At 67.3% G+C, this 21,439-nt stretch carries 16 protein-coding genes and 3 pseudogenes; 10 read left to right on the top strand and 9 right to left on the bottom strand.

Annotation, left to right across the window (positions count from 1 at the left end):
• Positions 1 to 89 precede the first annotated feature (89 nt).
• Positions 90 to 1,244: a tyrosine-type recombinase/integrase gene (locus tag ACGFZQ_RS44190; protein WP_393845217.1), complete on the top strand. Its 1,155-nt coding sequence runs from the start codon at positions 90 to 92 to the stop codon at positions 1,242 to 1,244.
• A 291-nt stretch (positions 1,245 to 1,535) separates the two neighbouring features.
• Here the strand turns inward: ACGFZQ_RS44190 and ACGFZQ_RS44185 are convergent, their stop codons facing one another.
• The 3 genes from ACGFZQ_RS44185 to ACGFZQ_RS44175 all read right to left on the bottom strand — a co-directional run bounded on the left by ACGFZQ_RS44185 (position 1,536) and on the right by ACGFZQ_RS44175 (position 3,764).
• On the bottom strand, positions 1,536 to 2,447 hold the full coding sequence (locus ACGFZQ_RS44185; protein WP_393845216.1) for a tyrosine-type recombinase/integrase: 912 nt from the start codon (positions 2,445 to 2,447) through the stop codon (positions 1,536 to 1,538).
• Positions 2,448 to 2,772: 325 nt separating this feature from the next.
• On the bottom strand, positions 2,773 to 2,943 hold the full coding sequence (locus ACGFZQ_RS44180) for a helix-turn-helix domain-containing protein (RefSeq protein ID WP_393845229.1): 171 nt from the start codon (positions 2,941 to 2,943) through the stop codon (positions 2,773 to 2,775).
• A 590-nt stretch (positions 2,944 to 3,533) separates the two neighbouring features.
• Complete coding sequence (locus tag ACGFZQ_RS44175) at positions 3,534 to 3,764, bottom strand: hypothetical protein (RefSeq protein ID WP_393845215.1); 231 nt, start codon at positions 3,762 to 3,764, stop codon at positions 3,534 to 3,536.
• A 736-nt stretch (positions 3,765 to 4,500) separates the two neighbouring features.
• Here ACGFZQ_RS44175 and ACGFZQ_RS44170 point away from each other — a divergent pair.
• Together ACGFZQ_RS44170 and ACGFZQ_RS44165 are read left to right on the top strand one after the other, a co-directional pair.
• A complete protein-coding gene (locus ACGFZQ_RS44170; RefSeq protein WP_393845214.1) occupies positions 4,501 to 4,668 on the top strand; it encodes a hypothetical protein in 168 nt (55 codons plus the stop codon).
• 6 nt (positions 4,669 to 4,674) lie between these two features.
• Positions 4,675 to 5,454 carry a reverse transcriptase domain-containing protein gene (locus tag ACGFZQ_RS44165; protein ID WP_393845213.1) on the top strand — a complete coding sequence of 260 codons (780 nt, stop codon included), beginning with the start codon at positions 4,675 to 4,677 and terminating at the stop codon, positions 5,452 to 5,454.
• Here the strand turns inward: ACGFZQ_RS44165 and ACGFZQ_RS44160 are convergent.
• Positions 5,360 to 6,454, bottom strand: a pseudogene (locus tag ACGFZQ_RS44160) (ISAzo13 family transposase); the annotation flags it as partial. The gene ACGFZQ_RS44165 and the pseudogene ACGFZQ_RS44160 sit on opposite strands and share 95 nt — an antisense overlap.
• A gap of 44 nt (positions 6,455 to 6,498) precedes the next feature.
• Between ACGFZQ_RS44160 and ACGFZQ_RS44155 the strand changes: the two are divergent.
• The 5 genes and pseudogenes from ACGFZQ_RS44155 to ACGFZQ_RS44135 all read left to right on the top strand — a co-directional run bounded on the left by ACGFZQ_RS44155 (position 6,499) and on the right by ACGFZQ_RS44135 (position 10,117).
• Positions 6,499 to 7,380 (top strand): IS701 family transposase, encoded by an 882-nt coding sequence (locus ACGFZQ_RS44155; protein WP_393845212.1) that lies wholly within the window; start codon positions 6,499 to 6,501, stop codon positions 7,378 to 7,380.
• A gap of 358 nt (positions 7,381 to 7,738) precedes the next feature.
• A pseudogene (locus tag ACGFZQ_RS44150) lies at positions 7,739 to 7,915 on the top strand (aldehyde dehydrogenase family protein); the annotation flags it as partial.
• Positions 7,915 to 9,165, top strand: coding sequence for a 3,4-dihydroxyphenylacetate 2,3-dioxygenase (gene hpaD / locus ACGFZQ_RS44145; protein ID WP_393845211.1), 1,251 nt, complete (start codon positions 7,915 to 7,917; stop codon positions 9,163 to 9,165). The pseudogene ACGFZQ_RS44150 and the gene hpaD, both read left to right, overlap by 1 nt.
• Before the next feature lie 227 nt (positions 9,166 to 9,392).
• A complete protein-coding gene (locus ACGFZQ_RS44140; RefSeq protein ID WP_393845210.1) occupies positions 9,393 to 9,791 on the top strand; it encodes a 2,4'-dihydroxyacetophenone dioxygenase family protein in 399 nt (132 codons plus the stop codon).
• A complete protein-coding gene (locus ACGFZQ_RS44135) occupies positions 9,791 to 10,117 on the top strand; it encodes a hypothetical protein (RefSeq protein ID WP_393845209.1) in 327 nt (108 codons plus the stop codon). The genes ACGFZQ_RS44140 and ACGFZQ_RS44135 overlap by 1 nt, the downstream gene beginning before the upstream one ends.
• 40 nt (positions 10,118 to 10,157) lie before the next feature.
• On the opposite strand, the gene ACGFZQ_RS44130 is transcribed toward ACGFZQ_RS44135, so the two are convergent.
• From ACGFZQ_RS44130 to ACGFZQ_RS44115, 4 genes and pseudogenes are all read right to left on the bottom strand, one after another.
• Complete coding sequence (locus tag ACGFZQ_RS44130; protein WP_393845208.1) at positions 10,158 to 10,811, bottom strand: LuxR C-terminal-related transcriptional regulator; 654 nt, start codon at positions 10,809 to 10,811, stop codon at positions 10,158 to 10,160.
• The gene (locus ACGFZQ_RS44125; RefSeq protein WP_393845207.1) at positions 10,799 to 11,950 is read right to left on the bottom strand and encodes a histidine kinase; all 1,152 of its coding nucleotides are present in this window, start codon (positions 11,948 to 11,950) and stop codon (positions 10,799 to 10,801) included. Before ACGFZQ_RS44125 ends, ACGFZQ_RS44130 begins: the two co-directional genes overlap by 13 nt.
• 395 nt (positions 11,951 to 12,345) lie before the next feature.
• A pseudogene (locus ACGFZQ_RS44120) lies at positions 12,346 to 13,099 on the bottom strand (threonine/serine dehydratase); the annotation flags it as partial.
• A gap of 1,639 nt (positions 13,100 to 14,738) precedes the next feature.
• Entirely contained in the window at positions 14,739 to 15,446 is a 708-nt protein-coding gene (locus ACGFZQ_RS44115; protein WP_393845206.1) for a TetR/AcrR family transcriptional regulator, read from the bottom strand.
• Between the two features lie 777 nt (positions 15,447 to 16,223).
• On the opposite strand from ACGFZQ_RS44115, the gene ACGFZQ_RS44110 reads away from it, so the two are divergent.
• Positions 16,224 to 18,578, top strand: a complete 2,355-nt coding sequence (locus ACGFZQ_RS44110) for a SpoIIE family protein phosphatase (protein WP_393845205.1) — start codon at positions 16,224 to 16,226, stop codon at positions 18,576 to 18,578.
• 661 nt (positions 18,579 to 19,239) lie between these two features.
• Positions 19,240 to 20,064: an SDR family oxidoreductase gene (locus ACGFZQ_RS44105; RefSeq protein ID WP_393845204.1), complete on the top strand. Its 825-nt coding sequence runs from the start codon at positions 19,240 to 19,242 to the stop codon at positions 20,062 to 20,064.
• A gap of 9 nt (positions 20,065 to 20,073) precedes the next feature.
• Here the strand turns inward: ACGFZQ_RS44105 and ACGFZQ_RS44100 are convergent, their stop codons facing one another.
• A complete protein-coding gene (locus tag ACGFZQ_RS44100; RefSeq protein ID WP_393845203.1) occupies positions 20,074 to 21,321 on the bottom strand; it encodes an LLM class F420-dependent oxidoreductase in 1,248 nt (415 codons plus the stop codon).
• Between the last annotated feature and the right edge of the window lie 118 nt (positions 21,322 to 21,439).

The following is a 21,439-nucleotide window of genomic DNA, read 5'->3' as shown; positions in this document are numbered from 1 at the left end:
ACCCCATCGCTGTTCCTGCTGGTCAGGCGGGATCGAGACCCCTGCTGGCCAGCAAAAGGTCAGCATCGGTCGTGGGGAGTCGGTTCGACGTGGCACAGAGTTCGTTGCCCAGGGGGATGGGGTCGTTCTTCAAGGAGTGCGGGCATCCGCAGTTGCGGTGGGCGAAGTGCCCCCACCCCTATGCGATCCGGTACCGGTCGGCCGCCGGTAAACAGGTAGAAGAGTCCGGGTTTGCGAACAAGGACTTGGCCATCGAGCGTTTGACCGAGGTCTACAAAGAGAAGCAGACGGCGAAGCATGGGCAGCCGAGGGCGGAGCGTATCCGCAGGTACGGGGCGATGCGTTTCGCGGACTATGCCGAGGAGTGGAAGGCCGGCCAGCGGCATTTGGCCGTCCAGTCGGTCAAGCACCTCGACTCGCTGCTGGAGCATCACCTCTACCCCGCGCTCGGCAGCCGGCGTATGAACTCCTTCGACCACAAGGTCGTCGACGGATTCATCCGCACCATGGAGCGCAACGGTGCCGGGCTGGCCACCCAGTCCAACGCCTTCGATAAACTGCGCTCCATCCTGCTCGATGCCCAACGTCTCGGTATCTACCCCGAAAACCCCATGGCGGGGGTGAAAGCGCCGCAGTACGACCCGGCCCGGGCTGTCATCCCCTCCCCGGAACAGCTGCGCGCGATACGCACCGCCGGCGACGACGCGTTCATGCTGATCGTCGACTTGATGAGCGGATGCGGCCTGCGCAACGGCGAAGCGGCCGCGGTGAACCTCGACAACATCGTGGCCGACGACGTGTACCGGGTCAGCGAGCAGGTCATCATGGCCACCCGGCAGTACGGGCCGCTCAAACACCGGAAGCCCGGGGAGTACCGCGACGTTCCCCTGCCCGTCCGGGTCAGGGAGACGATCGAGTGGTACGCCGAGAAGCACGGAACGGTCGGCGGCTACCTGCTGCGCCAGGCAACCGATCCCAGCAGGCCGTACCAGCACTACGCGATGGACAATCAGTGGCGGCGGATCAGGGCTGCGGGCACGGTGGACGTTCCGGAGGGGATGGTGCTCTACGGGAACCGTCACTTCTTCGCGTCGAACTGTCTCAGCAACGGCATTCCGATTACGGACGTTGCCGAGTGGATGGGCCACAGGAGCATCGACGTCACCTTCAAGATCTACCGGCATCTCATGCCGGGCTCGATCAGCTCCGCCGCACAGCTCCTCAATGTGGGCCTTGCTGCTTGAGCTTTGTGATGGGGAGGAAGGTGCCGCTGCAGAAGCGCTTGGGCGCATCAGCTGGTTGGGTGATTACCTGTGCGTCTGGGGCCAGATCGAGAACATGCGCTGCACGGACCTGCAGATGCCGATACTGGAGTCTCGGCCCACGTGCCGTTGCTGTCGGGCTCTCGTGAGTTGGTGGGGCGGAGGGTGCTTGCGGATGGCCTCTGGCACAGGTGCATCGTGCTTCGTGTACCTGGGCTGGGGTCGCAGAACGTGGGGGAGTCCCGGGCAAACGTTGGTTCGCCTTGGCCGCGGTCAGGTTGCCAAGACGAGATTCTGGTTGAGGGCCTGGGCGGCGGAGCTGATCGAGCCCGGCATGAGATGCCGGTAGATCTTGAAGGTCACGTCGATGCTCCTATGTCCCATCCACTCGGCGACGTCGGTGATGGGGATCCCCTGGGCCAAACAGTTGGAGGCGAAGAAGTGCCGAAAGCTGTAAAGCACCATCCCTGGGGGGATTTCCACCCGTTCCCGCACTTTAATACGCCTCCATTGGTTGCTGAGGCTGTAATGGGGGAACGGCCGTGAAGGATCGTTAGGGTGGCGCAGTAGATAGCCGTCTGTCGTCCCATACTTCTCGGCGTACCATTCGACCGTCTTCCGGATCACGGCAGGCAGCGGAACGTCGCGGTACTCGCTGGACTTGCGGTGCTTTAGGGGCGCGTAATGGCCAGTGGTCTGGTTCACCTGCTCGCTGATCCGGTAGACATCATCGGCCACGATATTGCGGAGATTCACTGCGGTCGCCTCGGCGTTGCGCAGGCCGCAGCCGCTCATCAAGTCGGCGATCAGCCGGAATTGATCATTGCCGGCGGCGCGTATCGTTTGTAGTTGCCCGGGAGACGGGATCACGGCGCGTTTTGGGTCGTAGAGCGGGGCCTTCACGCCGGCCAGGGGACTCTCGTCGAACAACCCAAGTCTGTGGGCGTCTAGCAGAATTGCCTTGAGTTTATCGAACGCGTTGGACTGAGTTGCCAGACCAGTACCATTTCGCTCCATGGCGTGCATGAAGTTCTCGACGACCTTGTGGTCAAACGTGCTCATCCGCCGACTACCCAGCAGAGGGAAGAGGTGCTGCTGCAGCAATGATTCAAGATGACGCACCGAGGCTGATCCCAGGTTCCTCTGGCCAGATTTCCACTCGATGGCATATTCTTTGAAGCGCATAGTCCCGTACCTTTGGACGCGTTCCGATTTGGACCGTGACCTGTTTGCAGAACGCTTCTCTTTGTATATCTCTGCTAGCCGCCCCAGAGCCTTTTCCTGGGTTGCAAATCCCGATTCCTGTACCTGCTTTCCTGTAGTCGAACGGTAGCGGACCTTGTAGAGGTGGGGGCATTTCGACCATCGAGATTGCGGATGCTCGCAATCCTTGAAGAATGATCCCATGCCGCGAACCGGTGAAGAAGGCAAAAGTGCAAAATCCGTTCAATGTGGCCTGTCTGAATGGCGGTTCCGGTGACCCGAATTCCCGTTTGTCTTCGGTGCGGCCCTAGTGGAGGCGTTGTTGTCGAATCCAAGCCTCGACCTCCGAAACCCTGAATCGAATCTTTGCGTTGGTGCCTGCAGCGAATCTGTAAGGCGTGAGTCCAGAGCGGGTGGCATTTCGGTATATCCAGGAAGTCGATACATTTAGATATTCGGCGGTTTCTTGGACGGTCATAAATTCTCCAGACATTTTCCTCCGGGTGTCGGGCATATTTATTTCGGTTGCTGTTTTTCTGGACCGTCGGCGGCCTCTCGTTGCACCCACAATGGTGCGCATGTTCGCCGGTTTGGCCAACCGTCGATCCTGGGCTATGTTGCGGGCCCTCTTCTCTCGAAGGCTGCTCGTTGGGTGACGGGACGCGAAGGTGCCGAGTGTGCCCCGCTGGCTTGCACACGCCGCTGGTCAGAGCCTCCGCCTCTTCAAGGGGCGAGGCGGGTGACCTGGAGCTCTGCGCTGTCACGGCGCATACACCGCCGCAAGGGCGGTCGACCAGCAGGTTCTTCGTCTGCTGGTGGTACACGCTCACCGTCGCCTCTGACCTACGACAAAGGGTGGATTCATCTGCTGCTGAGCCGACTTGGTCCGCACCTGGTCCGGATCTCGGTCCGTGATCTGTGGTGTTGGCGTGCGAGTCCTGCGGTACGACATGGCACAGGTTGTCCGAAGCGTCTGCTGGCGTCCATGTGGTCTCTAGTATTCCAGTTGCAGTTCGCTATTTCTGCTGGTCAGGGGTGTGTTCGTGAGTGTAGTTGGCTGATGTGTCGTCAGGTGGCGGGAGTTCGTGACTTCGGGTGCGGCGGGCCGTTGTGTTTGTCGTGCAAGATGATGTGCGGCCCGATGTCTGGTCGGCGGAACTGGAAGAGCTGCTGGTGCGGATCGGTCACCGCTTCGGGCGGGTGGATCTTCGGCGGCGGATGCGGGCCTACGTGCACGGCCTGCTCGGACCGGTGGGCCGGAAGAACAGCTGGCAGCTGGCCGAGCACGCCGGTCACCACACCCCCGCAGGGTTGCAGCACCTGCTGAGCCGGCTTGCTGGGATCCCGATGAGGTCCGCGATGACCTGCAGGAATACGTCGCCGAGAAGCTCGGGACACGGCCGGGGTGCTGATCATCGACGACCCCGGGTGTGCGCCACGAGGCGCTGAGGAATCGAGCGGGAGGGAGAACCCGCCGCTGGTCATCGCAGTGACTGGTTGAAGCTGGAGGCAGGCTGAGCCCCGGGTGTGGGGTGAAGCTGGAAGCGGCCTCGACAACGTAGGGGCGAACCGACACCACCAGGCGGTTCGTGCCCGCAAGCGAAGACGGAATGGGTGTAAGGAGACTGAACCGGTGGTTGAAGCCCCGTGAGTCGTCAGCGGTCTGCCGAATCTGGTGGATGGGCCGCGCCGCAGTGCTGGAGAGTGCTCTATCCGGTGGCCTCTCCTCTTCCGGTGTCTTTATCGTGTGGGCGCCGGGAGGCCCGGACCAAGACTGCGATGTGCGGTCCGTGGCGATACTGCCGGGGTAAAGCCGGCCACCGAAGCCGTCGCAGAGATTCTCAGTGAACGTGGGAAGCGATCTGGCATCGCCCTTCCCGTCCGGCAGCCGGCTGGACGGCGGGCAGGCGCGACGCCCGCTGATGACGCCAGATCGTGGCGGAGTTGCCGTAGTACTCAGAGGCCGGGAAAGCCGGTCGCACGGGAAAGGGCGACAGCGTGATAGCAGCAGGGCTGCTGCCGGGGAGGGACGTTGTTGAATAACGACGCGCCGCCGATACCTTGGCCGGGCATCATGACGGCCGAGCGGCGGGTACTCGATCATCAGCTCAAGCTGCACCAATGGGCCAGAAATGAACCGGAGCGCCGGTTCAGCGATGTATTCAACTTGATCTGTGATCGGGCCACCTTGCTGGTGGCCTGAGAACGGGTGTCCGGCAACCGGGGTGCCAGGACAGTGGGTGTGGACGGGGTAACCCGGTACCACATCGAGGAACGTCACGGAGTGATTCCATTCCTGGACGAGATTCGCTCTTCTCTCAAGGTCGGGTCCCTCACGGCACTTCCGGTCAAGCAGGCGGTGATCCCCAAGAAGAACGGAAAGGTTCGCTACTTGGGTATCCCGACCCTGCGCGACCGGATTGTGCAGATGGCCCTCAAGCTGATCCTGGAGCCGATCTTCGAAGTCGATTTCTATCCGTCCAGCTACGGGTATCGGCCTGCTCGGCGGGCTCAGGATGCCATCGCCGAAATCCACCACTGCACGAGCAAGCCGTCGAACTACGAGTGGGTCGTCGAGGGCGACATCAAGGCTTGCTTCGACAACATCGACCACCACGTCCTGATGGACCTGGTGGCCGAACGCATCAAGGACCGCAAGGTCCTGCGGATGGTCAGCGCGTTTCTGCGGGCCGGAGTTGTCGAGCTGCACGGTGGGTTCGCGGAGACCCTCACGGGCACTCCGCAAGGAGGAGTCGCCTCCCCGCTGCTGGCCAACATCTATCTCTCTGTCCTGGACCGGTACTTCTCGCGGATCTGGGACACCGAGATGACCCCAGCCCGGCGTCGGCAGCATCGACGTCAAAAAGGGGCTGCCGAAGTTCCGGCTGGTGCCCCCCGATGGTCAGGCCGGTCCTGGTGGTTGTGGCGGCGATGGTGTCGTGGACGACCTGGTAGCTGGTCAGCGGCCGCCCCCGCCAGTTCGCGGTGATGTGACAGAACATCCAGTGCTCTTCCTTGTTCCACTTCGAAGTCCCCGGCGGTAGGTGACAGACCGTGATCTCCAGGCCGCTGTCTCGTGCGAAGGTGGCGAGGTTGCTTTTCCAGGTCCAGCGGCGGGGGTGGTTGGAGCCGCCGGAGTCGGCGGTGATCAGGAGCCGGGTGGCATTCGGGTGGTCCGCCCGTCCGCGGTGTTGCCACCAGCGTCGGATGGACTCCACTGCGAACTGGGCGGTGTCGTGGTCGGTGCCGACGTTGACCCATCCGCTGTTGTTGGCAATGTCGTAGATCCCGTAGGGGATCGCCATGGGCTGGTCGTTGGTGGTGAACGTGTGGCAGTCCACCTTGATGGCGTTCTTCCCCGGCCGCCCGGTGCGACCGGGCCGGTCCCGGTTGCCGAGCCATTCCTTGGCCTTGGTGTCGACGCTGATCACCGGCTGGGCATCGTCGAGGAACGCGGCGGCGGTGGCATTCAGGTCGGTGAACTGGGCATCGCGGTCCGGATGGCTGATGCCCTCTGTTGTCTTCGCGGTTCCCTGCAGGCTGTAGCCCAGGGTGTGCAGCAGGTGTCCGACGGTCGAAGCGCTGATCGGGTGGCCCTGTGCGGTGAGGGTTGAGGCCAGGGCCCGTAACGACAGCGTGGTCCACCGCAACGGGGAGACGGGGTCGCCTCGGGTATGCGGCTCGATCAGCGACTCCAGCGCAGGCAGCAGACCAGGGTCGGTGTCAGTCAGCCGCTTGCGGCCCGCACCCGGAGCCCGGACCCGCAGGGTCGGCGAGGAGCAGCCGGCCAACTCGGCCATACCTCGCGCGATGGTTGCAGTGCTGGTGCCGGAGGCGGCGGCGACCCGGACGATCCCGCTGCGGCCGAGGGCCGTCGCCTCACTGGCCAGGTACAACCGACGGCGGCGCTCATCGAGGTGCGGCAGGATCTGATCGAACTTGGCCCGCAGAACACGAGCAGCAACGCGGTCTGACAGACACGGGGTCATATCTCAGATTCCCACCAACGCCCCTATGTCGAGCACTTATTGGAATGCGGGCCCCGGGCCGCACGGAGGACTGCCAGATCGGCGTGTTCGCCGCCTATGCCCCCTCCAGGGGCCGCGCGCTGGTGGACCGTGAGCTGTATCTGCCGAAGTCCTGGACCTGCGATCCGGACCGCTGCGCAGAGGCGAAGATTCCCGACGGGCGTGCGTTCGCCACCAAGGGCGATCTCGCGAAGGCCGTCATCATGCGGGCTCTGGCCTCGCCGCTGCCGATCGCCAGGGTGACCGCGGACTCGGCCTACGGCCAGGAGTGGCGGCTGCGCCGCATGCTGGAGGAGGCCGGCGTCGGCTATGTCCTGGCCGTGCCGAAGTCCCAGCACGTACAAGCTGTCGGCCGTATCGACTTCGCCATCGCCCAGGCACCCGAGGATGCCTGGGAACGCCACTCCTGCGGGGCCGGCGCGAAGGGGCCGCGCGTCTACGACTGGGCCGCAGCCCGGCTGCCCGCCATCGACGACTTCGACGGTGATGAGCCCACCCATGACCGGTGGGTGCTGGCCCGCCGCAGCCTGGCCCGCCCGGACGAGATCGCCTACTACCTCGCCTACGCGCCGGCCGGCACTCCCGTCGCCGAGCTGGTACGGATCGCCGGGGCGCGCTGGGCGATCGAAGAGGCATTCCAGGCCGCGAAGAACGAGTGCGGCCTGGATCAGTACGAGGTCCGCCGGTATCCCGGCTGGTACCGGCACATCACCCTGGCCATGCTCGCCCACGCCTTCCTCGCCGCGACGGCCGCCGCCGCGGGGACCGAAGGGGGGGCAGAAACGGTTCCGACGCCCTCGCACCGCTCACCGTGGCGGAAATCCGGCGACTCCTGGCAACTGGCCACCCCACGACGACGCACCTGCGGCACACCGGCCACGCGCTGAACTGGTCCCGCTGGCGCCGCCGTCACCAAGCCACGGCCCGCCGCTGCCACTACCACCGTCGCACCCAAGGTCACGAACTCCCGCCACCTGACGATGCGTCAGCCGAGTACACTCCAAATGAGGGCTCTGAGCAGCGGCGATAGCGAACTGCGACTGGAGTATTAGGCGGGGACGACGGTCTGTACGTACGCGGTCAGGGCCGCGCGGGCGGGACCTCTCCGCACCCCGTTCCGGCGCAACCCGCGGGCGCGGTTCACCTCTGCGTCGGCGGGGAGCACGCCATCATCATCGGCAGCGTCGACCGGCAGATCGAACCACCCCCGCGTCGGCGGGAAGCACTACGCGCGGGACTTCACCGGGAGCTCCGAGGATCAACTCCCACAACGTGCGCGACCTGCGCACCCCCTTCGGCGGAGTGAAGGCGTCCGGCGTCGGCCGCGAGGGCGGCGCCCACTCCATCGACTTCTACACCGAGTCGAAGATCGTCCATGTCGCCCTCGGTGAGGTGCACACCCCCCGCTTCGGAGTCGCCTGATGACCACCGCGCACCCCGACGCCCCGGACGTCATCCGGTCCGCCTACGCCCAACTGGCCGTCACCGACCTCGCCGCATCCCGCTGGTTCTGGGTCGAGATGCTCGGTTTCCACATCCAGCACGAGGACGCCGGCACCCTGTGCCTGCGCGGCACCGACGAGTTGACCCGCCACTCCCTCGTCCTGCGCAAGGGCGAGCCCGCCGCCCTCGACCACATCGCCTACCGAGTTCGCACCCCCGAGGACGTCGACAGGGCGGAGAAGTTCTTCCGCCAACTCGGCCGCCCGGTACGGCGCATCCCGAAGGGGGAGGGCACGCCTGGTGTCGGCGACGCCGTCCGCGTCGTCGACCCGCTCGGCTTCCCCGTCGAGTTCTTCCACGACATCGAGCACGCCGAGCGGTTGATTCAGTGCTACGACCTGCGCCACGGCGCCGAGATGGCCCGCCTGGACCACTTCAACATCTGTACCCCCGACATACCCGCCGCCTACGCCCACTACAAGCCGCTGGGTTTCGGCTGCTCGGAGACCATCGAGGGCGACGAGCACGAGCTGTACGCGGCCTGGATGTACCGCAAGCAGACCGTCCACGACGTCGCCTTCACCTGTAGCTCCGGACCCCGCCTGCACCACCTCGGCATAGCCACCCACGTGTCCCATCAGGTCCTGCGCTGCGCCGACCTGTTCGGCTCGATACGCAAGGAACACCACATCGAACGCGGCCCGGGACGTCACGGCGTCTCCAACGCCTTCTACCTCTACCTGCGCGACCCCGACGGGCACCGCGTGGAGATCTACACCTCCGGCTACTACACCGGTGACCCCGACCACGAGACGTACCGCTGGAACGTCCACGACGACGCCGACGCGACTTCTGGGACAACGCCGTCATCGAGTCCTGGTACAGGAGGCCACGCCCGTCCTCGGCCTCGACGGGAGTCCACAGCTCGTCTCCGACGCCGTACTGGACGAGTCCGCCGTGCAGGTCGGAGCGGACGGCCTCGGCTGACCCGCCGGGCCCCGGTGCGCCATGCCCGGACCAGGACGCCGGGTGGAGAGACCAGCAGCCGACCGTCCGTCACGCTCGTGCAGATCTTGGAGTGTGTACGTCACGGGCCTCGTGATGGGAGAGCCCGCGGACCCTCGCCGCGCCTGGGCAAGGGCAGTTGCAGCAGCGGTGTCCCCGACGACGTACGTACCACCCCGCACTCCTGCAAAGGCGGCAGGTCCTCTTCGTCAAGGCCATGCTGATCTCAATGCCGACGGCACCTCGCACACGGTCGTCACCAGGCCGGACGAGGCTGGACCGCCACGGACACGAGCTCGTACGAGCATGACGGTCATGACGGTGCGAGCCTGGTCGTGCCCACCACGGGCGGATGTCCGGAATCTGCAAACGCTGAGGTCTGCCGCGGGAAAGACGCCACCGGTCCTTCCGGGATTCACTCCGAGAAATCCCGACGAAGGAGGCCGTTCACATGCCCGACATGCCCACCGGAGAGTTCTGGAAGGACCTCAGGCCGATCGAGAACTCCTTCCGCCCCGACGCTCTCCCCGAGGTCCATCTGCCCAAGGTGGCCACGGACGACGACCGCTACTACGTGCCCTTCACCGAGACCGTCAGCTCGCGCCCGCTGTGGATCAACGTCAAGGACAACTCGTGGGCCGACATCCTGCGGGCCAAGGAGGCGGGGCTGGTCAACCGGCACTACCATCCGCACGAGGTGTTCGCGTACACGATCTCCGGCAAGTGGGGCTACCTGGAGCGGCCCTGGACGGCGACCGCGGGCGACTTCGTCTACGAGGCCCCGGGCGAGGGGCACATGCTGGTCGCCTACGACAGCGACGAGCCGATGAATCACGACGGGACGCCTTGATGACGACTCAGCTCCGGACCCTGACCGCCGGACTCCAGCTCGCCTGCGGCACCGGGCGGTCTCGGTGGGAGTCAGTCGTACGGCACGACCACGGTGATCCGGCCGGCTGCGCCCGCTCCGACCGCGACCACTCCGATGTCCGCGACGTCAGATGCACCGGCGCCACCGTCGCCCACCTGACCAGGTCACCCGTGATCCTGCAGTCCGACAGCCGTGACTGCGGCACCCACATGTCCCTCGCGCCATCACCTTCGGGAGAAAGAGCGGCAGCTCAGTCGCGGGTGATGCGGACATCGCTGTGGACGCTCCGGCGGACACCGCAGTGACGTGGTACCGAGTCGGGCAGGTGCCGGACTCGGTACCACGTCATGCGTGCGGTGCGTGGGCCAAGTAGGCCAGGACGGCGAGGACCCTGCGGTGGCCGCTGTCGCTGGGCGGCAGGCCCAGTTTCAGGAAGATGTTGCCGATGTGCTTGTGCACGGCGCGTTCGGTGACCACGAGCGTCTTGGCGATGGTGGCGTTGTCGTGGCCCTCTGCCATGAGTTTCAGCACCTCCCGCTCGCGCGGGGTGAGTGTGTCCAGCGGCGAGTCGCGGCGACGGGTGAGGAGTTCGGTGACCACCTCGGGGTCGAGGGCCGTGCCACCGGCCGCGACGCGTTCCAGCGCGTCGAGGAACTCGTCCACGCGGCCGACCCGGTCCTTGAGCAGATAACCGATCCCGCTGGTCCCGCCGCTGAGCAGCTCGGTGGCGTAGGACTCCTCGACGTACTGCGAGAGCACCAGCACAGGCAGACCGGGAATCTTCTCCCGTGCTTCGAGAGCGGCCCGCAGGCCCTCGTCGCGGAAGCCCGGCGGCATCCGCACATCGAGGACGGCGGCGTCCGGGTGGTGCTCCAGCAGCGCGGGCATGATCTCGGGTCCGCTGCCGACGACGGCTACGACCTCGTGCCCGGCCGAGGTCAGCAGCAGCACGAGCCCTTCCCGCAGCAGGGCGTTGTCCTCAGCGATCACCACACGCATGGCAACTCCACTTCGATCACTGTCGGCCCGCCGACGGGGCTGGACACCTTCATGGTCCCGTCGAGTGCGGCGACCCGTCGCCGCATGCCGAGCAGTCCCGAGCCGGCGGACTCGTCGGCGCCGCCCCGGCCCTGGTCCCCGACCCACACCCGCAGACCGCGGCGGACGCGGACGAGCCGCACCTCGGCCCGCGTCACGCCACTGTACTTGGCGATGTTGGTCAGCGATTCGGCCACCACGAAGTAGGCGGCCGCCTCCACTGCCGCGGGCGCCCGCACCCCCTGGTCGAGGCTGCCGTCGTCCAGGGCCACGTCCAGCCCGCTGCCGCCCGCCAGTGCCCGCACCGCGCCGACGAGGCCACGGTCGGCCAGGATCGGCGGGTGGATGCCGCGCACCACGTGCCGTAGCTCCGTCAGCGCCTTCTCGGCCTGCTCCTGGGCCTCGTCCAGCAGCTTGCGAGCGGTCTCAGGATCACGTTCGTAGGCGCGCTTGGCGAGTCCGATCCGCATGGACAGCGCCACCAGCTGCGCTTGCGCCCCGTCGTGCAGGTCCCGCTCGATACGGCGCAGTTCGGCGCCGTGCGCGGCGATCGCGTCGGCGCGGGTCGCCGCCAACTCCGCGACCCGGGCGGTCAGCTGTGCCTGCGGAGACGGCTTGAGCAGAGCGGTCGACCAGTCGGCCTCCAGGTCCGCGAGCCGCACGATCAGCGGCAGGACGACCGCCTCGCGGCGCAGCAGCCCGCACCACACTCCGTCGATGACCAGACCCACCGGCCACAGCGGCAGCGTGAGGGCGAACAGCGCGCCGTAGAACCAGTAGGCGACCATCCAGCGCACATCGGTGTGGGTGCCGGGGTCGCGCACGGCCTTGACGAACCGCTCGCGCATCGTCCCGGTCAGGGGCTGGTACACCTCGGGGATCTTCACGCCGGTCCACGCGGCGGTCAGGCTCCGCTTGGCCGCCGCGATCCGCCGGATCAGCAGCACCGTCTCGGGCAGCAACCAGGCACCGACGACCGCCACCGTACCGATCGCGGTGATCAGCAGCACGGTGATGAAGATCCACATACCGAACGCCATTGCCGCGGCCACAAAGAGATGGACTGTGGCCCAGGCGGCGCGGCGCACCGTTTTCCACATGCGACAACGCTAGACGGTCTCGGCCCTGGCCATGGTGGAGCATGCTCCCCATTTCAGGTGTAGCGCACTACACCACACCTGCCGCCGGTCGTGGAGCGGCGGTCGAGCACACGGGCGAGTCTGAGGTGGGCGCTCTCCCGTGCACCGTCACCGCTGCCGACGTCAGTCATCGAGTCCCCTCGTGACGCAAGCCGCGTTCAGGCGGCACCCCTACTTGGCGATTTGTGCCAGCTCCGTGAGCTGCGACTTCCCTGACCGCCGGATGCTCCATGGGAAGGGTGCACACGATGTCGACGCCTTGTGCGCACCAATGTGGTGAGCCCTTGAGTGCGCCGCTGGACTTTAAAGGATTGCATGAATTTTGCTTGAGTTACACAATTATTTTACCGTGCGTGCGACGCCTCCTGGACCAGGACGGCGTCGTCAGCGACCAGGAGGAGATCGTGCAGGAAGGCCGGGATGGGACGACGGCCGGCGATGCCGTCAGCGATGGTGTGGGTCGAGTTGGTGGTGACGACGCGGCGTTGGCGCCACGAGTGGGTCATCGCCGGTGCGCCCAGCGGCTGGACGCAGATCACCTCGACTTCGGGTGCCAGTGCCTTCATGACATGGCCCACGCCGGTGGCCCGCGCCCCGCCGCCAAGAGCGATCAGGACGGTGTCGAACGACGGCGCAGTGCCCACCAGTTCCAGGCCGATAGTCGCCGCGCCCTCGCACGGGCTCGATGTCCAGGCTGTCCTCGAGCAGCCGGATGCCGTCGTACCGCGCGATGGCCGCCGCCCGTTCGCGAGCCATCGCGTGGTCGCCGTCCACCAGTTCCAACCTGGCATCCAACGCGCGGATGCGATCAAGCTTGGCCACCGTCGCAGAGCGGGATGCCACGACGGTCACGTCGAACCCCCGGCAGCGGCCGGACCATGCGAGGGCTTGGCCGAGGTTGCCCGCGCTGGCGCACACCACCGCCCGGGGGCCATCGTCGGCGAGCAGGCTCGTGACCACCTCGGTGCCGCGGGCCTTGAAGCTGCGGACCGGGTTCGCCGTTTCGAGCTTGATGCTCACCGTGCACCCGAGTCCGGGTTCCAGCGCCGCGCAGCGGTACAGCGGAGTGTCGAGAAAAATCGGGTCGATCACCTGGCGAGCCGCCCGGATCCGAGCAGTGTCGAGCCGCGTCTCCAGCGCGACCTAGCAGCGTAGCGCCGCCAGCAGCTTTGCCGGGAGGCTCGGGACGACACTGCGCAGCACCAAGCCCTCGCGGTCTGGTGACGTCACTTCTTCGACCGGGAAGGACGGCGGGTCATCTGTCCGCAAGGGCATTGCAGCGGGGCGACATCGAGGGCTCTCTCGAGCAGGGACTACGCTCTGGAGGTCGTCCGCCTCGCGGGCAGGTCGTTTTCGGGGCGGAGTCACGCACCTGAAAGGGCTGTTCACGGAGCCACTGTCGCTCTGCTGAGCCCGTGACACGCCAGGGAGCCTTTGGGCCGGTCGCATCATCGCCTGCGTCGTCGGCGTTGCAGGCGGCGCTCTGTTCGTCGTGCGGGCGACGGTGTTCGACCGCTGACGCCGCCGAAGCCGGACAGGGCATCGGCGGGCCAGGGCGTCGGCTCAAATTCCGTCCAAGCGCGCCACGCTGAACTGCGTCTCCGGTACTCCCGGCCCGAACGCCCGCCCTTGTCGAACTGGGAGCGGACGACGAGGAGGCCGCCCCGGCTGCGCGCGAGCGTGGTCGGAATCTGTAGCGCGGGGTCCGCGACGCTGTGCTCCAAGGTGGGCAGAGCAGCCGTCCGTCGCGAGCCGCCAGCGGCTGACGGTGTTGGTCCTGTTCTGCGCGAAAGCGTCCGAACGCCTCGGTTCCCACCTCAAGCGGGCCGAGCAGGCTCTCAGCGCAACTAAGTCCGCCGTCTTGAAACCGGCGGGCCTGACCGTCGCGCAGTACTCGGCGCTGCTCTGCCTCGCGGGGAGCCCCGGCATCTCGGCGGCGGCCCTGGCCCGGCTGTGCGGGGTCACATTCCCCGACCATGAACACTGTCCTGAAGAACCTTCAGGGCCGCGCCCTGATCGAACGCACCCCCCCACGAATGGCACCGCAACGTCCTGGAGACACGCGTCACGGACCGGGGCCGTGCCGTTCTCGCCGACGCGGACGCCAGGGCTGTACGGACGGAGCGGGCACTGGCCGCCGCGTTCACGGAGGAGGAGCGGGCGACGCTGGTCGCGCTGCTGGGCCGGTGCGTGAGCGTCCTGGAACGGGAGAAGCAGAGCGCCGGGTCATGAGAACCATGACGGCTCCGCCCTGCCACGGGTGCGCGCGCCGATTCAGCCGGGCGGGGGGCACGCCTTCGAGAAGAAGAGGCGGTTCCGTGACGACTTCGAATCCGCCCTGCGGGCGCGGGCCCGCGTGCATGCGGCCGCCGACCGAACGGGCCCGCTCGTTCATGCCAATGAGCCCGTAACCGCCGTCCGTCGCGGTGGAGGCGGTCCGCACCGCGCTGCCGCCGTTGGGGACGGTGAAGAAGCCGTGGTGCAGGCGAGCCGCACCTCGGCGGAGCGAGTGGAGGCGTGCTTGGTCACGTTCGTGGGCGCCTCCTGCGGGACCGTCTCACATCCGATCCGATGCGGCGGCTACGGCTACCTACGGGGGGCGGGTATATCCCTCTCCTGCGCTGATGCCAAGATCCTTGAGGTCCGGGAGGGGATGAACCCGATCCAGCGCTATGTCCAGGCCGGGAAACGGGTCGAGGAGACATGACGAAGGCCCCCGGTGCGCAGTAACGCATCGTGGGCCCGTTCGTCATTCCGCGGCGGAGAGGGACTTCCACTCCGCCTCGGGGTCGAGCGGCCGGTCGGGCCGATCGCGCTTGAACGCCGCAGCCTGTTTCTCTACCTTCGGCAGGGCGTGGTCGGGCGCACCGAATCCGCGGAACAGGGTCGCGCAGTACTCGCGGGACAGGAATGCCGCGTCCCACTGCCCATCCTGTCGCACCCATTGATAGGTGTGATTGTGGAGGTTGAGGAACTGCAGGGTGGCCAGCCGCGGTGGCATCGCACGGAAGGTGCCCTGCTCGACGGCCTCCGCGAGCAGCCCCGAGATCAACTGTTCGAATTCGGAACGCTGGCCCAGCAGGGTCTTCAGCTCCGCACCGCTCAGACTGCGGTAGTCGTGCTCGTAGACCCAGATGTGATCGAGCCTGCGGATGATGATGGTAAGCAGCGACTCGGACAGCAGGCGCAGCCGCAGCAGGGGATCCGTGTCGAGGTCCGCGATCTGCCGGGCGCGGGACAATAGCGGCCCCAGCACGCGCGACTGGATCTCGACGAGCAGGTTCTCCTTGGAGCCGATGTAGTAGTACAGGGCTCCCTTGGCGAGCCCGACCGCGTGGCCCAGGTCGTTGATGGAGGTCGCCGCGTATCCGTGCCGGGCGAACAGAGCTGCCGCGACGTCGATGATTTTCTGGCGTCTGACCTCGAAGCCCGGTCCGTGGCCCGGCGGTCGTGGCATGGGTCCTCTCCCCGCTTGACGTGACGACGTGTGGATTTGGGAGCGACTCCCGGGACCGCGTCGGATGGCCTTCGGCATATCCGGGGGAAGCGGGCTCCGGGGCATCGCTTGGTTTTACTGGACCAGACGGTACGTCAAAAGACTCAGGCGGTGCGGTCGCGTGCCGTCCGTGCGAACAAGGCCGGGACGCGCACGATGACTGGCACCGCAGTAGTCCACGACCGGATCCGCCCGCGGACGACCTCGGGACAGCCGTGCCGCCTTCGAGGACGTGGCTGGGGTGAAGCTTCCCCTTGATCGTGGACACCTGGAGACTGGGACGTGAGCCCAGAGGGAGCGGTGCCAGGTGGGAAGCAAGTACATGAATCGGTACTCGGACGGGACACCATCAAGGACGAGACGGGTTGCTTCATGCCCTCTGACCGAGTATGGCCCAGCGCATTCCTCACCATCAGCTCCAGCGGAGCGCGGATTCCGCGGCCTCGTGAGTGGTGCCGACCGACGGTGAGGCCCTCGCCGAAAGCGGCCCGGTCGTCGGCCGTCACAGCGGCTCGGGAAAGAGTCACACTGGGCGGGACAGCCTTGGAGCGCGAGCTGGCAGCGGCCGCGCGGTCGGCTTCGTGGAGGTGGAGGATGCGTCGGGAGACCTCCCGGTAGGCGCCGCTTCTGTGACCCTGGCTCACTGCGGGCGCATGGTGGGGGCTGGCCGGGATGTTGCCTGCAAGCCCTGGCGCCCACGGCTTGATACAGCAAGACAAGCGGCTCATCATGTGCCATATGGTGCATGTCGACTCGGTGGCGATCGTCGACCAGGGTGGCATCGTTATCGGGTGGAGCGACGGGGCCCGAGAGCTGACAGGCTACGCGCCTGAGGAGGTCGTAGGACGGGAAGCGAGGAAGCTGCTCGCGGATAACCCTCCAGGCGATGCGGTGACCGCGCTGCACGGTGTGGTCGGCGTCCGGCACAGGGACGGACATACTGTGGAGCTGGCCTTGCGAGCCTGCCCTCTGCGGGACGACGGAGCCGGGGTGACGGCTTTTCTGGTCACCGCGTCGGTGCCCGCCCTGCTGGAGCCTTCGGTGGCGGAGCAGACCTTCCAGCAGGCGTCGGTGGCACTGTGCGCCTTCGACACCGAGGGACGCATTCTGCGTCTCAACGCCACGGCCGGCCGGGAGGTGGGACGTGCGGAGGACAAGCTGGTGGGGCGGGACGTCACCGAGGGGGCCCCTGACGTCGATTACGAGCTCTACCTGCGTCATCAGGCTGAGGTGGTCCGAACCGGGGCCCCAGTGCACTTCGAGGGCTACGGCTCTCCCGAGCCCGGCGGCCGGGAACACGCCTGGAACGTGGAGATGTGGCCGATACGGGACGCATCCGGCGAGGTGGTCGCGGTCGGCACTGCATCGTTCGACAGCAGCGAACAGCACTGGGCCCGGCAGCGGCTGGCCCAGCTGAACGAGGCAGCAGAGACCATCGGGACCACCCTGGACGTTGTGCAGACCGCTGAGGAACTCGTAGGACTGGTTGTGCCGCGCTTCGCCGATTTCGCGAGTGTGGACCTGTTCGATTGGGTCCTGAGGCCGCAGGAACCGGATCCAGGCGCGGGGCAACCCGGCGTCGTTCTGCGCCGGGTCGCGCACCGGTCCGGCACCGCGGGGACGCCGGAGGCTGTCGTGGGCCTCGGTTCGGTGGATACGTATCCGCCCTTCTCGCCGCCTGTCCGGGCCCTGACGGACGGGCTCCCGGTGCTCAGCGGAGCCGGAGATCCGGACTTCGACCGATGGGTCAGCGGGCACGACGCACGCAGCGCCAGGGTCCAGGAGTATGGCGTGGCCGTCCACTCGTTGCTGGCGGCGCCGCTGCGGGCCAGGGGCACGACGCTGGGCGTCGCAGTCCTGGTCCGCGCCCTGCGCCCGGATGCATACTCTGCGGACGATGTGGCCCTCGCCGAGGAGCTGGCCAGCCGTGCCGCGGTCTATGTCGACAACGCCCGCAGGTACGCCCGTGAGCGGGCGACCGCACTGACCCTCCAGCGCAGCTTGCTGCCGCAGCGACTGCCCGGTCAGGCGGCTGTGGAGGTGGCTCACCGCTATCTCCCGGCCGGCTCCGGGGCCGGGGTCGGTGGCGACTGGTTCGACGTGATTTCACTGTCGGGCGGCCGAGTCGCTCTGGTCGTTGGGGACGTGGTGGGGCACGGCCTGCACTCCTCGGCGACCATGGGCAGGCTGCGTACCGCCGTGCGGACCCTCGCTGACGTAGACCTGCCACCCGACGAACTCATGACCCACCTGGACGATCTGGTCGTTCACCTGGCGACGGAAAAGAGTGATGGCGAGGATATCGCGGAACTGTGTGCGACCTGTCTGTATGCGGTGTACGACCCGGTGTCGCGGTGTCTATCGCTGGCTGCCGCCGGGCATCCGCCGCCGGTATTGCGGCGTCCCGACGGCGCAGTGGAACTCGTCGCGATGTCCGCAGGGCCCCCGCTGGGGATCGGCGGTCTACCCTTCGAGGCGAGGGAACTCGAGCTCGACGAGGGCTCGGTGATCGCCCTGTACACGGACGGACTGATCGAGGATCGCGACCGGGATGCCGATCAGGGCACCGCGGAACTGCGCCGAGCCCTGAGGGCCCCAAGCCGCTCTCTGGAGGCCACGTGTGACGCGGTGCTGAAGTCCCTGCTGCCCGAGCGGCCCAGTGACGACGTGGCTCTGCTGCTGGCCCGTACCCGTGCTCTGGGTGCGGACCAGGCGGTCACCTGGGACCTGCCACCGGATCCCGAACACGTCGCCGTCGCCCGCAAGAACGCCACCGAGCAGCTGGTGCGGTGGGGGCTGGACGACGAGGTCTTCGTCACCGAACTGATCGTCAGCGAACTCGTCACCAACGCGATCCGCTACGGTGGTCCCCCCATCCGCCTGAGGCTGATTCGCGACCGCGCACTGATCTGCGAGGTGTCCGACGGCAGCTCCACCTCACCGCATCTGCGCCGTGCGCACGTCTACGACGAAGGCGGACGTGGCCTGATGCTGGTCGCCCAGCTCACGCAGCGGTGGGGCAGCCGGCAGACCTCCGCGGGGAAGACGATCTGGGCCGAGCAGCCGCTGCCGCCGGGACGTTACGAGAGGTGATCCCTTGACCGCTGATCTTCGTGATGACGGAGCTTCGAGTGGTCCGATCGGCTGCCCGCACTCGCTCAGCTGCTCAAACGCCACGGCGCTGCCGATAGAGACTCATCCGCGATTCCGGCGGCGGCACCCATGAGTTCGCCAGGCGGCCGGTCGCGCGAGACGGTTGCCGGGGACCCTTCACCCGCCAACGAGATGTGATCTGAGTCATGCCCCGGCTGGGTGGGCGACTCAGGGTGGCACTCGCGCGGGGTGCTTTCCTGTATGGATCGAAGCCCCCGCGTGGCAGCTTCACCCTAGGTAATCAGCCAAAACGTCTTCGCGACCGGCATGATCGAGCCACAGGCCGACCGGGTTCTCCGAGGTCCATGGCGCGGTCAGGGACCAGGATTGCGCCTGCGGCACCATGGGGACTCGGCCGTCGGCTTCGTGTACGACATTGCCGCGGCGGGCTTCCCCGGCCCCCCACAGCCGCCCGCGAGAGCAAGACCAGCAGACAGCCGTTGGCGAGGTCGGTGCCGACGCGGCTGTGACGCCCCTCGGGGCCGCAATGGGGGAGGCGCCTCCGCGACAGGCGTAAGTCGGAGGGCACCCGGACAGGCCCGGACGCCGCCACCCGCGAGACACTCATCCTGTGACGAGTGTCTCCAGTGAGGAGTAACGCATGACCACGGTAGGTATCGCCACCGGCGCCGGTCGCGGGACGGGAGAGGCGTGCGCGAGGCGCCTTGCCGACATGGTGGACGTGCTGTTGCTCGCGGACCGGAACGAAGCGGCCGCGGCCGCGGTGGCGAAGGACTTGTCCGGCTACGGCGGGAAGGCCGTCGCCGAGCCGTTCGGTGTGGACGTCACCGACCGGGAGGACCTTGACCGACTGGCCGAGCGGGTCAGTGAGCTCGGCACGCTCCGGGCAGTCACGCACGCCGAGAGCGTCGCGCCGGAGGAAGCCCACTGGCGCCGAATCCTCGAGGTCGACTTCGTCGGAACCGCACTGCTCGCCGAGGCCCTCCGCCCGCTTGCCACCGTCGGCACGGCGTTCGTTTACTGCGCCTCGGTGTCCCCGCTGATCGCTCACATCGTCCCCGACCCGTCGGTCGCGGCCGTTCTGGACGATCCACTGCAGGAGGGAATCCTCGACCGGATCCGCGATGCGATCGGCCCGGCCGTCGAGGATCCCGCGTGGGCGTACCCGTGGGCCACGTACGGCGTGCACCGCTTCGCCCGCGCCGAGGCGGTACGGCTCGGGCCGGTGGGTGCTCGCGCGTGTTCCCTGTCGCCCGGCGCCATCGACACCCCGGAAACCCGGCTGGAGGCGGCGCGGCACGAGTCGGTACGGCAGCTCATACAGTGCACGCCTCTGGGCCGCGTCGGCCAGTACGAGGAGGTCGCCGCTGTCGCCGCGTTCCTGGTGTCGGAGGAGGCGAGCTTCGTGAACGGCGTCGACATCGTCGTCGACGGTGGCCTGTGCGCCGCCGTGCAGGACGACTGACAGTGAGGATCAGGCACGGCACCGCTCGGGGTCTGACTCTCCGACTGGCTGACGCTTCGGCTGTACTTGGCGTGAAAGGGCGGCCTGCCGGGTGGTGCCGCCTGGCGCGTGGCGGGTCGGGCGGCACCGGCTGCTGAACAGGCGCCGCCCCCTCACCCGCGCGCCGACCTCCTCGGGAAGGGGCCATGAGGTCACTCGAGTCCGTAGAACCGGCTCAGGAGGCATGGCCTTGAGCGCCTCGATGTCGGCCAGGCGCTGTGCCGTGCCGTGGGCCAGGGGGCGGACCTGGAGGGTGGTGACCCTGGCGGCTCTGAAGGCCGCGATCCGTTCGGCGACGTAGGAGGCCGGGCCGATCAGCGAGGTCGCCCGCAGCAGGTCGGCGGGCACGGCGGCCGCGGCCTCGTCCTTGCGGCCGGAGAGGTAGAGGTCCTGGATGGTGGCCGCCTCGGCCTCGTAGCCGTAGCCGTAGCGGCGGGCGAGGTCGTAGGAGAAGTTGTGGCCGCGGGCCCCCATCCCGCCGATGTACAGGGCGAGTTGGGGCTGGGCCAGAGCGATCAGGTCGTCGGTGCTCTCGCCGATGGCCAATGGAGGGGAGACCACGACGTCGAGTGGCCCGAGGGCAGGGTCCCGCAGTGCCGATCCCTCGGCCAGCGCCGGGCCCGACGCCTCGTCCGCCTTCTCCGGGTGGAAGAACATCGGCATCCAGCCCTCGGCGATCTCGGCGGCCAGGGCCACGTTCTGCGGTCCGATGGCGGCCGACACGATGGGGACCCGTTCGCGCACCGGGTGGCTGATGAGCTTGAGCGGTCTGCCCAGCCCAGTGCCCTGGTCGGGCGGGAGAGGGATCGGGTAGTGACGGCCCGAGTGCACGACCTTCTCCTGGCGCCAGACCGACCGGCAGATCTCCACGATCTCACGGGTGCGGGCCAGGGGAGCGGTGTACGGCTGCCCGTGGAAACCCTCGATCACCTGTGGTCCCGAGGCGCCGATGCCCAGGGTGAACCGGCTGTCGGAGACGTAGTCCAGGCCGGCGGCCGTCATCGCGGTCAGAGTGGGCGTGCGGGTGTAGATCTGGAGGACGGAGGCGATCTCGAGGCGTTCGGTGTGAGCGGCGATGAAGCCGAGCTGGCTGATCGCGTCGAAGGAGCAGGCCTCGGGGACGAAGACGATGTCCAGCCTGGCCTTCTCGTAGTCGCGGAGCACGGCGACGGTCTCCTTGAAACCGCCGCTGTAGCTCAGGGGCATTCCGATGCGCATCCCGACCTCCATCCCTCCCATGTACGGCAAATAAAGTACACTCTATAAGTCGCCCTTGATGAAGGTGGCGCCGTGAACTCGTTCCGTCAGCACGCCCGACGCCGTCCGCGTCGTAGGC

This window comes from Streptomyces sp. NPDC048254 (assembly GCF_043201895.1).
Taxonomy (GTDB): domain Bacteria; phylum Actinomycetota; class Actinomycetes; order Streptomycetales; family Streptomycetaceae; genus Streptomyces.
The sequence above is the reverse complement of the archived record's forward strand: the minus strand, read 5'-3'. Positions and strand labels throughout refer to the sequence as shown.

What these genes read in the sequence shown, in the direction of transcription:
- ACGFZQ_RS44185 (WP_393845216.1), bottom strand. Translation starts at nt 2,447, where the DNA reads ATGCGCTTCAAAGAATATGCCATCGAGTGGAAATCTGGCCAGAGGAAC.
- ACGFZQ_RS44130 (WP_393845208.1), bottom strand. Translation starts at nt 10,811, where the DNA reads ATGCGTGTGGTGATCGCTGAGGACAACGCCCTGCTGCGGGAAGGGCTC.
- ACGFZQ_RS44110 (WP_393845205.1), top strand. Translation starts at nt 16,224, where the DNA reads ATGGTGCATGTCGACTCGGTGGCGATCGTCGACCAGGGTGGCATCGTT.
- ACGFZQ_RS44105 (WP_393845204.1), top strand. Translation starts at nt 19,240, where the DNA reads ATGACCACGGTAGGTATCGCCACCGGCGCCGGTCGCGGGACGGGAGAG.
- ACGFZQ_RS44180 (WP_393845229.1), bottom strand. Translation starts at nt 2,943, where the DNA reads ATGACCGTCCAAGAAACCGCCGAATATCTAAATGTATCGACTTCCTGG.
- ACGFZQ_RS44100 (WP_393845203.1), bottom strand. Translation starts at nt 21,321, where the DNA reads ATGCGCATCGGAATGCCCCTGAGCTACAGCGGCGGTTTCAAGGAGACC.
- ACGFZQ_RS44155 (WP_393845212.1), top strand. Translation starts at nt 6,499, where the DNA reads ATGCGGGCCCCGGGCCGCACGGAGGACTGCCAGATCGGCGTGTTCGCC.
- ACGFZQ_RS44135 (WP_393845209.1), top strand. Translation starts at nt 9,791, where the DNA reads ATGACGACTCAGCTCCGGACCCTGACCGCCGGACTCCAGCTCGCCTGC.
- ACGFZQ_RS44125 (WP_393845207.1), bottom strand. Translation starts at nt 11,950, where the DNA reads ATGTGGAAAACGGTGCGCCGCGCCGCCTGGGCCACAGTCCATCTCTTT.
- ACGFZQ_RS44115 (WP_393845206.1), bottom strand. Translation starts at nt 15,446, where the DNA reads ATGCCACGACCGCCGGGCCACGGACCGGGCTTCGAGGTCAGACGCCAG.
- hpaD (WP_393845211.1), top strand. Translation starts at nt 7,915, where the DNA reads ATGACCACCGCGCACCCCGACGCCCCGGACGTCATCCGGTCCGCCTAC.
- ACGFZQ_RS44140 (WP_393845210.1), top strand. Translation starts at nt 9,393, where the DNA reads ATGCCCGACATGCCCACCGGAGAGTTCTGGAAGGACCTCAGGCCGATC.